Annotated in this window: 13 protein-coding genes; 7 read left to right on the top strand and 6 right to left on the bottom strand. The window is 38.6% G+C overall.

All coding sequences use genetic code 11. The annotated features are described in order from the left end of the window. Positions 1–8 precede the first annotated feature (8 nt). The 3 genes from DAHG_RS13360 (at position 9) to DAHG_RS13370 (ending at position 1,910) form a co-directional block, all read left to right on the top strand. Positions 9–734: a GntR family transcriptional regulator gene (locus DAHG_RS13360; RefSeq protein ID WP_022938854.1), complete on the top strand. Its 726-nt coding sequence runs from the start codon at positions 9–11 to the stop codon at positions 732–734. 89 nt (positions 735–823) lie between these two features. Then, complete coding sequence (locus tag DAHG_RS13365) at positions 824–1,282, top strand: VOC family protein (protein ID WP_022938855.1); 459 nt, start codon at positions 824–826, stop codon at positions 1,280–1,282. A 67-nt stretch (positions 1,283–1,349) separates the two neighbouring features. Continuing rightward, positions 1,350–1,910, top strand: a complete 561-nt coding sequence (locus tag DAHG_RS13370) for a GNAT family N-acetyltransferase (RefSeq protein ID WP_026880985.1) — start codon at positions 1,350–1,352, stop codon at positions 1,908–1,910. A gap of 131 nt (positions 1,911–2,041) precedes the next feature. On the opposite strand, the gene DAHG_RS13375 is transcribed toward DAHG_RS13370, so the two are convergent. The 6 genes from DAHG_RS13375 to nadE form a co-directional block, all read right to left on the bottom strand. Further along, positions 2,042–2,308, bottom strand: a complete 267-nt coding sequence (locus tag DAHG_RS13375; protein WP_022938857.1) for a hypothetical protein — start codon at positions 2,306–2,308, stop codon at positions 2,042–2,044. A gap of 11 nt (positions 2,309–2,319) precedes the next feature. Continuing rightward, positions 2,320–2,712 (bottom strand): hypothetical protein, encoded by a 393-nt coding sequence (locus DAHG_RS13380; protein WP_022938858.1) that lies wholly within the window; start codon positions 2,710–2,712, stop codon positions 2,320–2,322. 174 nt (positions 2,713–2,886) lie between these two features. Beyond that, positions 2,887–3,600, bottom strand: coding sequence for a pseudouridine synthase (locus DAHG_RS13385; protein ID WP_022938859.1), 714 nt, complete (start codon positions 3,598–3,600; stop codon positions 2,887–2,889). 80 nt (positions 3,601–3,680) lie between these two features. Continuing rightward, positions 3,681–4,601 (bottom strand): DUF1848 domain-containing protein, encoded by a 921-nt coding sequence (locus DAHG_RS13390; RefSeq protein ID WP_022938860.1) that lies wholly within the window; start codon positions 4,599–4,601, stop codon positions 3,681–3,683. Positions 4,602–4,603: 2 nt separating this feature from the next. Next, a complete protein-coding gene (locus DAHG_RS13395; protein WP_022938861.1) occupies positions 4,604–5,323 on the bottom strand; it encodes a tyrosine-protein phosphatase in 720 nt (239 codons plus the stop codon). Beyond that, positions 5,310–7,589 carry an NAD(+) synthase gene (nadE, locus tag DAHG_RS19660; protein WP_022938862.1) on the bottom strand — a complete coding sequence of 760 codons (2,280 nt, stop codon included), beginning with the start codon at positions 7,587–7,589 and terminating at the stop codon, positions 5,310–5,312. Before nadE ends, DAHG_RS13395 begins: the two co-directional genes overlap by 14 nt. Positions 7,590–8,051: 462 nt before the next feature. Between nadE and DAHG_RS19665 the strand changes: the two genes are divergently transcribed. The 4 genes from DAHG_RS19665 to DAHG_RS13420 all read left to right on the top strand — a co-directional run bounded on the left by DAHG_RS19665 (position 8,052) and on the right by DAHG_RS13420 (position 12,514). Then, positions 8,052–8,705, top strand: a complete 654-nt coding sequence (locus DAHG_RS19665) for a recombinase family protein (RefSeq protein WP_022938863.1) — start codon at positions 8,052–8,054, stop codon at positions 8,703–8,705. Between the two features lie 153 nt (positions 8,706–8,858). Further along, positions 8,859–9,884 (top strand): DHHW family protein, encoded by a 1,026-nt coding sequence (locus tag DAHG_RS13410; protein WP_022938864.1) that lies wholly within the window; start codon positions 8,859–8,861, stop codon positions 9,882–9,884. 2 nt (positions 9,885–9,886) lie between these two features. Then, entirely contained in the window at positions 9,887–11,302 is a 1,416-nt protein-coding gene (locus tag DAHG_RS13415) for an MBOAT family O-acyltransferase (RefSeq protein ID WP_022938865.1), read from the top strand. Between the two features lie 9 nt (positions 11,303–11,311). After that, positions 11,312–12,514, top strand: coding sequence for a DHHW family protein (locus tag DAHG_RS13420; protein WP_022938866.1), 1,203 nt, complete (start codon positions 11,312–11,314; stop codon positions 12,512–12,514). Positions 12,515–12,715 lie beyond the last annotated feature (201 nt).

Here is a 12,715-nt window from a genome sequence, read left to right on the forward strand (position 1 = left end):
GCGCCAATATGTCAAAGCTTAAACAGCTAAGTGCAGTCACGCTTCAGGAACAGTTATATCTTGAACTGCTTGAAAGTATTAAAAAAGGTAAATATAAACCAGGCGAGAGAATCCCCGCTGAAATGCAGCTGAGTCAGATGTATGAAGTCAGCCGGGTTACGGTAAGAAAAGCGCTGGATCAGCTCGTAAAAGATAATATATTGATTAAAAAACATGGCAAGGGTACTTTTGTACGCATACCGGCCCATGTTGAGAATGTCTTTTCAGGCGGCAGCTTTACCGACACATGTCTGCGAATGAATGCTGTTCCTTCAACAAAAATTATCAGCCGATGTATCCAGCATGTTGACTCAGAAATCGCTGATCTGCTGTCAAACACAGATAATCAGGCCATTACTATCACTCGTCTGCGTTCAGTTAACGATACACCATGTATTGTGGAGATCGATTATTTCCAAACCAGCTTTGCGTTTTTGCTTGATGAGGAATTGGAGAATAGTTCAATTCTTCAAAAAATCAGTGAAAAACTTGGTTTGATTCCATCTAAATTTGAAGATCACTTTCAAATTAAGCGGGCAACAAAAGAATTCTCCAAGCTGCTCCTGCTGCCGACCGCCACACCGATTTTAGAAGTAACGCAGACCGTCTTAACTGAAAATGATGAAGTAATCTATATCAATAAGCAATATATCAACAGTGAGAAATATGTCTATGCGGTTAGATCTTCTAAATAAATCAGACATGTTAACCGCAATATCACGATTAATAACAGAAAATTTAATCCAAGTGAAAACAAGAAATTGTAAATGGGAGGCTTTGTAAAATGAAGTTTCAATTACCTTTATTAGCAGTCCAAGATGTTGAACGTTCTAAAAAATTTTATCAGGATCTTTTTGAGCAAGAAGTTGTTTTAGATTTAGGAAAAAATGTAACTTTTAGCGGTGGATTTGCAATACAAGAGGATTTTGCATGGCTTACAGATATTGATCCGGCTTCACTGGTTAAAAAATCGCATAACATGGAGTTATACTTTGAAGTAGAAGATTTCGATGCATTTTTACTTCTTTTGAACGATCATAAAGATGTTAAACTTGTCCATCCGCCAAAGATTCACGAATGGCAGCAGCGCGTTGTCAGAATTTATGATCCTGATTACCATATGATTGAGATAGGTGAATCAATGGAAGTAATAGCGAAGCGTTATTTATCACAAGGATTATCTGCTGAGGAAGTTGCCGAAATCATTCAGCATCCTGTGGAATTTGTACAGCAATGTCTGTAAATAAAAGCTTCATGATGTTTTAGCAATTCTAGTTTACATTTAAGAATCATAAAAATTCGAGGAGGTTATGATGGCAGAATTATTTGATGTTTTCCCATATTTAGAAAACGACAGAGTTATAATAAGAAAAATGGAACTGAATGATGTTGCAGCGTTAGCAGAAATAAGCAGCAATGATAATGTATATAAGTTTTTGCCCCCCTTTTTATATAAGAAAAGTAATAAAGCCTTAGAAACGGCAATTAAAAATTTGGGTGGCAGAGATTTTGAAAAGAAAAAGCATATAATAGCAGGTGTCTATCTAAAAGAGAATCCTAATAGACTTGTAGGTTTAGCAGAAATGTTTGACTACAAAAAAAGAGAAAATAAAATCACCGTTGGCTACCGTCTGAATGAAGATTATTGGAATAAGAAAATAGCAACAAACGTCTTAAAATTAATGATTGAATATTTAGTAAGTGAAGTTAATATTTCGACAGTACAAGCTTTTGTCATGCCGGAGAACATATATTCATCAAAAGTATTATTAAATAATGGCTTTGTGAAAGAGGCTTATACTTTGCAAGAAAAGAATTGGGGCGGTCAAGATACAGTAACCCTTGATGTATATACATACAAAAAGGATTAGACACCTTTTAGTTTATCATGCAGTTAATTTACAATTGACTGCTTTTCTTTTGCATAAAACACATAGTTTAATCATCACTTCTCCAAGGTAAAACACATTAAAAATCGAAAAAAAAAGTGTGCCTAAGCACACTATAGTATTTCCTCATTCTCATCTTCGACAAGAACACTGCATTCATCACAGCTGACATCCTTCATCCTGATTAACTTACTCGACACCAGATTCCCCCATGTCAGGATGGCAGCCAAGCTCAGCCTTAAAAGACACGCCAATCTCTTATTTCTGGCTCTTTTTCTTGCCGGTATCAGCATATTATCGGCATTAATATATACGCTGATGAATTGCATAATAAACAATACAAATAGAAACTTCATCCCTGCATCAGCATATAGTCCCATAAACACCCCTCCTATTCTTTATTTAAAAACTCCAGCAGCTCATCTTTACTAATATCAAGTCGCCCTAGTTCAATCTTAAAGGCTTCATAAATCTGCGTTGCTTTCTCCAAATCCTTTTTTCTGCAGCTGCCCTCATCAACGGCTTCCATCGTCTCCGCCAGCACTTCACAGCTTTTAACCTTTACAATATCCGAATTGAGATCATAGCTTCCCTTCTTGGAAATTGTGAATACCCCATCATAGGATAATTCATAGGTAACCCCAACCATTTCTTTAAAATATCCCTGATCATTTAACTTATAAAATTCATGAGCCAGCCGCTCTTCTATACTCATCGGCTTGGCATTAATACATCCGCTCATGGATAATAATACCATGCTCACTACCAGCAGCATTCGTTTCATAGTTCTATCCAAGCTCCTTTGTGTACCTCAATTATAAGATTGATCTATTAAGAACATCTTGAGGAACATCTTAAGATTTTCTTAATTTATACTTTAAGTGTACACCGAAACATCATACTCTGACCTATCAATTTTGTAAGAAATGGTTTTTACATGGTAAAAGAATCATAATACTCATTGCATATTGGCTAATCGCTTCAATTCATTTACTTCTTCAGGTGTGCATTCACGCCATTGTCCCACCGCTAATCCCTTTATGGTCAGATTAAGGAAACGGATTCTGCGCAATGAACGAACATGATAATTCAAAGCTGAACACATCCTTCGGATTTGACGGTTATAACCCTGTGTCAAAATGATTCTGAAATGCCGTGGGCCAGTTTGATGAATTTCACACTTCTTAGTAATAACATAGCTGTTGGTAACTGGGTTATAGATTCGAATCCCAGCTGCCATCTTTGCCAAAAACTCATCATTGATCCGGCCGTCTACTTCAACCTCATACTCTTTTGTATGCCCGTTTTCTTCTCTTAAGGTCTGATTTACAATATCACCGTCATTTGTTAGAACAATTAATCCGCTTGAATCCTTATCCAAACGGCCAATTGGGAATAAACGTTCAGGATAGTTGATATAATCAATAATATTCCCTTCGACATGTCTTTCCGTAGTACAGGTAATACCTACCGGTTTATTCAAAAGCAGATAAACATAATCCCTAAGCGGTTCAACTCTTTTGCCATCCACACAGACAACGTCACCCTCTTCAATCGGGGTGCTGATTAATGCCGGCTGACCATTTACCGTAACGCGTCCGTCTTGGATAAATTGCTCGGCAGCCCGGCGGGAACAAAAACCGGTTGAACTGATATATTTATTGATTCTCATACGTTACCCTCGTCTCTATTATAACCTGAACACTATCTATTTTGAAATCAAAAGCCTTCGACAAAACCATGCATAAACTTCTAAAATAAGACAGTCTGTTTAACTTTCTGCCTTTTATCGACTAATTTATCCTCTGGTTTAAGATGACCTATCAGCATTGTAGACATCGGATCATGCTGGTGCAAATTCATTTTGACCTTTGCCTCATCATAATTGGCATAGCAATAGCTGCAGCCATGGGCACAGCAGTTGTACGCGCCAAGATCAGTATATGCCAGACAATCACAGCCGTCACCTCTTGTTTTAGCAAGCGGATATGCGCTGTGTATGCCATAGTCAGCAAGCAGCTTTGAGGATATACAGCTGCCTTTTTGAATATTTAGATGCTGGAGATCAATTTTTTCACCGCAAGTCTGCAGCCGGATACCATAGCTTTCCGCAATCTGAGCCATCCCTCTGGCAAGCAGCAGCATTTGACTCTCACTGATTGGCAGCAGCTTTAACTCAGCTTGGTGAGCACGGGTATTTTTATATTCATCGACAAAACTAAATATAATTGTATCGATAGTGGATGACAATTGTTCACACAAACGCTGAAAAGCCTTCATGTGGTAGTCGATTGTATACCGCTGATTCAGCAGAATCGGATCATAACGAACAATTACCGCGTGTCGACCATATCGGCGGCTCAAAGTGCGGACAGCTTCTATAATTAACCTTTTATCCGCGACATTTTTCTCAATATCATGAGTATAGGGTGTAATCGTAATTTGAAAACAGCAGTTATAACCATTTAATTGATCCAGCTTTGCCATCATCGGCAGTGGATTTTTACTCATAAATACGATTAAATCAACATTTTCCCGGCTTAGATTCACACGGTGAACAAGCTGAGGATTAAAAGGCGCGCGTACATCGGCAAAGCCTTCCTTGATTCGCTGATAAAACCAATCAGAAAAATACGCAGGAATATCACAGCGCTGTGACACACTGAGGATCATAATTATACCAGTTGTGAGCGCAGCTCGTCAATTTCTTCTTCACTTAAGCCGGCGGATGTCAGATAACCGCGAATCGTATACCGCTGATTAAAATAAGCCAAGGTTTGGCGCATATTCTGCGGATCAGACTCAAATACATGCAGCGGCAGCTTCATGTGAATATCTTCCAATGATTTTTGAAGGCGGTGAATATAAGGCAGTAAATTCTGATAACTTGCCGCGTAATCATTAATAATCGTTTCTTCATCAACATCCGCCAGCTTCAGCAGCAGCATTGCCAGTACCCCAGTACGGTCTTTACCCGCGGTACAATGAAATAAAACGGTTCCCTTACTTGCCAGCATGATTTTAAATATTTCACCGATCATTGCCTGACTCTTATCGAGAATACGGCAATATAATTGATCCATTGAGGAAATCGTCAAGGTCTGCATCTTTCCTGGTTCCGCATCTTCAGATAATGAAAATGCGTAATTTTTTATATCTTTATAATTAATCAGCCGGTCAGGTTTAGTCGCTCTTTCATCCGCTGAACGTAAGTCGATAATTGTACGAACACCGTAATCATATAAATAAGCGCAATCTTCATCACTCAATTCAGATATCCCGCCTGAGCGTATAAAATGCCCTTGTTTTAAAGTTTGCTTATCAATATTTACATAACCGCCTAATTCACGAACATTAAATGCTGTCTGAATCGGCAGCGGTTTATTTGCTTCCATTTAGTTCCTCCTTTAAGACAGTGAGTGCCTTTCTGTATAGATATGGCTGAATTGCCGGATAGGTAAGCTTTTTAGGCAATTTATCTAACAGCACAATTGATTCAATTTCATATTCCGGCAAGGGTTCCAGCTCTTCAATATCCGCAAAGAATAACTGCCCCCATGATGGCTCTCCCTTACTTTCTACACAATAATTAAATAAAGGTTTGCAAGTGCATTTCACCGCACCGGTTTCTTCAAATAACTCTCTGACCGCCGTTTCCTGAATCGTTTCATTCAGCTCCCGTTTACCGCCGGGAATTTCCAGTGTATCGCGGTTTTTAGCTTGGACAAAGATCCACTTGCTTTGATAACGTGCCATAATGACCGCATACCGCACAGCCTCATGATCGTTTGGCGAACTGAAAGTAATTGTAGGTTTATTCAATATTTGCGTCTTTAAATCTAAATAGCGCTGACTTCTTTCAACCTTCATCTGATTCTCTCTGAAATCACTGCCGAAAGACCCCCGCGATACCATAACGATGGGCGGCGTCTGCAGACGTTTAAATACACCGGCAGAAAATTTAGAAAGTACCCATTCAAGATCTTCAATAAAAGCCCCTGGCTCCTCTAAATGATACAGGCGCAGCCATTTGCCAAATTCACCCTCCATGATTGAACCATCAAGATAATCCGCGAGCAGTGTCTCAATCTGATACGTTGGATATTCACAAAGACGCTGTACCAAGTAATCATGGTAAAACCATTTCATCGGATCACTCTGATTACTCTTTAACTCAGCACTAGGCGGCATCTGCCATTTCAGCTCACCCATAACCATTTCAGGCAATAAATTAGTTGGAATCACTTCTTCATGAAGGGTTTCATTGATGCTTCTCGCAAGCTCAAATAATTCTGCCTTGGTCACATCGCCTAAAGGTGCAATGCAGCCAATCGTATCACCATATAGCGTACAATAGCCCAATGCCATTTCAACCTTATTGCCATTATTGATTATGACACCATTTTCAAGCTGTGAAACGGCGCTTAACACAGAGCCTCTGATTCTGGCTTGTATATTTTCTAAAGCAAATTCTGTAACATCCTGTGTTATATATTGTTTCAAAACTTCCTCACTTGCTGTAACCAATGACTGAATCATGCCGTCCCGGCATTCAATACCAAGACGTTTTGCCAGCTGATGAGCATTATCAATCGTTGTCGTACTGTTATATTGAGTTGCCATATTTAAACCGATGATTCTCTCTTTGCCTAATGCCATCGTCAGTAACGCGGCATTCACACTGCTGTCCAAGCCGCCTGACAGACCAATGATCCATTTTACTTTTCTATCAAACAGCTGTTCATCAAACTCCTTTAATGAACAAAGCAAGGCTTTCAACAGCTTATGTTCTGTTTTCTTAACAGCGGAAGCTTCATCAAGATCAACAACCTTCAATTCTTCCATAAACGCATCATTGCATGCGTGAATAACTTCGCCAGCTTTATTCCAAATCGTTGAATCACCATCAAAGACACATACAGTTTTAGAGCTATTCTGCATGCCGCACGCATTTACATAGACAAAAGGCACAAATGGATAAATATCCAAGCAATGCCTCATAATCTGTTTACTTCTGCCAATTTCTTTATTTCTAGTCCATGGAGAACTGGAAATATTAACAATCATCGATACATGCTCCCGCAGATATTCTCTGGTAGGATCAAAACTGTAATCACCATTCCACATATCTTCACAGACTTCTAATCCGATCCGCTCAACATGATTATTGATTTCAAACAGAAAGGGACTGGTCATGAAATTACGATCAACGACCAATTGTTCACATAATTCAAGAGCTGAAAGAAAGTAACGGCTGTCATCAAAAACACGGTAATCGGGATTAAGGTATTTGACATACATTCCATCATACAAGCCATTTTCACGTTTAACCCATTCTCCGTTATAAGCAAAGAATGCCGTATTTAAACGAACCTTGCGTCCATCACGGCCGCGAATCCCCTTAATCGTTCCCAGATTTCCCCAAATCACGCCAATCCCCTGTGAACATTGACGGATCTCTTCATTATATGCTATTAAACTCTCACACCAGTCATTATCCAGCCATTTATCTGCCAACAAGTAACCTGAAACACATAATTCAGGAAACACAATTAAATCCGCATGATCCTCTTTTGCTTTTTGAATCATGACTTTCATAGCCGCTATATTCTCTGAAGGCCTGCCAGCCTTTACATTCAATTGTCCCATTGCGATTTTCATATCATCAGCTCCTAGCTTATGGTTTTATTTTAATGCGGATTCTATAATTTATAAAGCTTTTCTTACTTAATTCATTATACCATAGCAGTCAGCATAACCACCCATGAGACTATTGAAGATATAGCCATCGATTACAATAAATCACTAAACGTACACCAGAAATCGTTTATTTCCATTTATTACCTTTAGTTGCTTTTACCTCTCAATTCTCTTACAATTAACTAGTAGTGTAAGAATTAGATTATCCATATAAATATCCAGTTTATTCATACATTTTGCAGTATCAGACGCAGTTTCATTAATTCATCGCCTATTTATTCACTGCAGCTTTTTAGTGATATAAATACCAAATCATTTATGAATTAAAAAAATTATGCTTGTTTGAAATATTCATATCAGATAATCTAATGAAAAAAACATTCACAGTCCGATAGGATTTTTCTCATAAGGGGGGGTTCTATCATGAATAAAATCTACGGGTACATACGTGTCTCAAGTAAGGATCAAAACGAAGATCGGCAGCGTGCTTCTCTGGCTGAATGGAATATTAAACCAAGAAACATTTTCATGGATAAACAAAGCGGAAAGGATTTTGAGAGACCGCAGTGGCAGCGGCTGATGAAGAAACTTAGTCTGGGGGATTTGCTGGTTGTATCAAGTATCGACCGGCTAGGCAGAAACTACGATGAAATTCTCGAACAATGGCGAATCATAACTAAGGATATCGGCGCTGATATTGTCGTCCTTGATTTTCCGCTGCTTGATACCCGTGTTTCTGACCGTAATCTGACCGGTATTTTTATCGCTGATCTTACGCTGCAGATTCTTGCTTATGTTGCACAGATTGAAAGAGAAAATATTAAGAAGAGACAGGCTGAAGGAATCGCCGCCGCTAAAGCGAGAGGTGTGAGCTTTGGCAGAAAGAAAATGCCGCTTCCGGATAATTTCAATGAGGATTTCCATAAATGGCGGCTGAAGGAGATATCGACAAAGGAATTAGAAGAGCGGTGCGGAATGAACAGAGCGAGTATTTATAGAAGACTGAGACAGGCAGGCATACCATTAAACAGTTATCTTCAGGATGCTTTTCTTTTAAATGATTCGGAAGATGAGTGAAATTATTATTTCTTTTTTACTGCTGGTTTTGATACTGCAACTAAGAGAAGGATATGATATACTTATAGGTGTTTGACGATTAAAGATAAATAAATTTGCTTCTGACCGGTAAAAAACTTGGGAATTTTTTACGAATAAAGGCAGGATAAGCGAATGAAATTATTACAGATTCTATTATTATTTACAATTGTTTTAGTCATTGCCGCAGCAGGCTTGTTTTATATGCCTAAGCGTACTGAGGCAGAACCCTTAACAAAACCAGCGGCAGTACCGATGTGTGTCAGAGATCCGAATGTTTTTTATGTAAAGGAATATGAAGCTCTGGGCGGCGGTATTTATATGTATGGAAATAGTGGTTATTTACTTTATCGTCCTGTAGAGTCCATTGATTTTACTAATTATGAAAGATTTACAGATAAGTTTAATTCAATGATCGAGGTCATGAGTGATGTCGATTTTTTTGCTTACTATATTCCTACTTCCGGAGCTGTAGATTTCAGCAGACTTCCGATTCATGATGATTATTATACATTTATACAGTCACATTTACATGTGAAAGAGATGAAGCGGCTGGATATGAACAGCTTTTCAGATTATAAAAATTATTTCTATAAAACAGATCATCATTGGAGTTATCAGGGCTCTTATCAAGGGTATGTGGATATATTAGGAATGCTGAAACCAGAAGCAGAGGTAATAAAGCCGCTTGATTTGAATTGTTTTGATAACTTACAGTCTTTAGGATCAAATGCTAGACAGAGCGGCAGTAATATGACAGAAAATTTCTGTGCCTATGAATTTGAAAGGAATCCTAATATTACGGTTAGGATCAATGATATTGAGAGTACCTATGGCAATGAAGAAGCTTATCGTTTAAAAATGTATGATGAAGCATTAGGCGTCAGTCATTATGGCATTTATTATGGCGGTGATGATGGCAAGCTGGTATTTACAAATCCTGATCAAGAGGGAAATCTGTTAGTCATTGGTACTTCATTTGATAATGCAATTGTGAAATTACTTGCGGAGAGTTTTAATCAGGTACATGTGATTGATATGCGCTATTATGAAGATGATATGCAGATGCCTTTAGATTTAGAAGCTTATATGAAGGAGAATAGCATTAATCAGTGTTTGCTTGTTGGTGATAATTGGTTTTATAAGCTGGCTGGAGAATAAGCATGGTTTTTTCAAGTCTGAGTTTTTTATTCTTCTTCCTGCCGCTTGTTTGCTGCCTCTATTTCCCAATCAGCAATTTGAAATGGCGTAATTTAGTCTTGTTTACCGCTTCAATTATTTTCTATGCCTGGGAAGAACCAATCTATGTTTTGGTTATTCTGGCAACGATGCTGGTAGCGTATCTGTTTGGTTTATTAATTGAAATATATAAGGAAATGTATTCAAAATTAGCACTGTTTTACTTTATACTGTCAATTTTCACTTGCATCTTCTTTCTGTTTTATTTTAAGTATCAGCGGTTTATTTTTTCTAACTTAAATCTGATTCTGCCTTTTCAGATACCAATTAAAGAATTGATTTTACCGGTTGGTATCAGTTTCTATACATTTCAAGTATTGTCTTATTTAATTGATGTATATCAGGGAAAGGTGCAGGCTCAGCATAATTTTATTCGGCTTGGCACATATATTGCGCTATTTCCTCAGCTGGTTGCGGGGCCAATTGTCCGCTATGAAACGATTGAACAGGAATTAAGAGAGCGGCACAGCAGCATTGCGGATATTGCGAATGGTCTGCGGCGATTTATTTTGGGCTTAGGAAAAAAGTTGATTTTAAGTAATAACATGGCTGTCCTTGCCGATTTTGTATTTAATCAGGCACCGTCAGCGAGCGGTACGGTTTTGATTTGGCTTGGAGCGGTTGCTTATACGTTTCAGATTTATTTTGATTTTTCCGGTTACAGTGACATGGCTATCGGCTTGGGACAAATGTTTGGTTTTCACTTTTTAGAGAATTTTCGTTATCCGCTGATTGCGAAAAGCATCACCGATTTTTGGCGGCGCTGGCATATATCGCTAAGCAGCTGGTTTAGAGATTATATCTATATACCTTTGGGCGGTAATCGATGTTCTAAGTTTAAATGGATACGCAATATATTGATTGTCTGGTTACTTACCGGACTGTGGCATGGCGCAAACTGGAATTATATTCTCTGGGGTCTATACTTTGGCTTATGGCTGATGCTTGAGAAATTATTTCTGCTTAAATTAACTGAGAAGCTGCCTTCTATTTTGCGTTGGCTATTTACTTTATTTGTAATCATTGTCAGCTGGGTGATTTTCAGGGTCGAGGATATGCAGGCATTGTTGGGCTTTCTGCATCGCATGTTTGTATATGCGCCTGCGGATCTAAGCAGGATTGCCTATGAACAGCCGGATGCCGTGTATGCCTTATGTTATATGCCATTGGCTTTTTCAGCGAGCCTGCCAGCTTTCAATAAGCTTTATCGGCGTTATTTTGCCCAGAGTCAGCGGCTTGCCGGTGTTATAGCGGATCTGATGTTTGTGATAATTTTATTCATATGCATTATCATGCTGATGAGTAATTCCTATAATCCTTTTATCTACTATCGTTTTTAGGAGGTTCGCATGAAAAGAAATATTTTATTCTTATTGATGCTTGCGGGGTGCGGTTGGTTTGTTTTGGGTATTCCCATGCGCGGTCAGCTTGAATTTTCACTGATTGAAAACAGATCACTTCAGAAATGGCCTGAATTTAGCTTAGATGCGTTCGCGCAGGGGACTTATCAGGAAGCAATTGACAGCTTTTTAAACGATCAGCTGATGTATAGTGAACAGATCAAGGCTGTCGTAAAAAAGGTTCAGCGGCTGCCTGCCGACTGTTTAATTCAATTTAATGAATCGCAGAATGCAGAGGCGCCAAACAGCGAACCTGATGTCGAAAGGCCAAAAGAAGCTTTTGAATACATTGCTCTGGGAAAAGGAATTTATCGATATGGTGACAGCGGTTATCTGATTTATCGGCCGGGTGAGACGATTGATTTCACAAGCTATCAGCGGTTTGCTGACACGATGAATCCACTGATTGATCAGCTTAATGATATTGATTTTTATGCCTATTTCATTACTACTTCATCCGCCATTGATTTTAATGCCGAAACGCCGGCTGATCGTTATTTTCCTTTTGTCAGTCAGCATCTGCATGTGAAAAAGATCGAACGGTTCGCGGTTAATGATTTTGATGATTACCGGAAATATTTTTATAAGAGTGATCATCATTGGAATCATGTAGGTTCATATATGGGATATCGGAATTTACTGGCTATGCTGAAGCCTGAAGAAACACCGATGAATCCCCTTGGTGAGATTTGTTTTGATGAACTCGATTTTCAAGGTTCAAGTGCCAGATTGACCGCATATTTCGATATCCATGAAACCTTTTGTGCATATCAGATGCCCGAGGATTCAAATATCACTGTCATGATTAACGGCTTGGAAGGCAGTTATGGACAGGAACAGGAATATTTTAATCATGAATATGATGCCGAAAAGGGAGCCAGTCATTATGGCAGCTTCTATGGCGGTGATAATGGTGAAGTGTTATTTATTAATCCGGAAAAAGAAGGTAATTTATTAGTGCTAGGCAATTCTTTTGATAATGCGGTTGTTAAACTGCTCAGTCATCATTATCATGAAGTCAGAGTGATTGACTGGCGTTATTATGAAGCCGAGACAGGGCAGCCGTTTGATTTGACAGAGACGGTTCGAATGATGGAGGCTGATCAAGTATTGTTTATCGGAGATAATTGGTTCTTTAAGATTGATGAATAGTGTATTTTGATTTGTTATTTGCAAGCATGTCGATAGGTTAAAATCTCTTGACAGCTTGTTTTTTTGTTTAGCTTTGCTACCATCAAACATCGGGTTCTTAAGCATAAAAAAAGAGAGTGATGAAACTTGGGGGAAAACATCACTCCCTTTACCGGTGGAGATTCCATCTTTCGACTTCTTCTCCATAGTGAGGAACAGATT

This window comes from Dielma fastidiosa (assembly GCF_000313565.1).
GTDB classification, from domain to species: Bacteria; Bacillota_I; Bacilli_A; order Erysipelotrichales; family Erysipelotrichaceae; genus Dielma; species Dielma fastidiosa.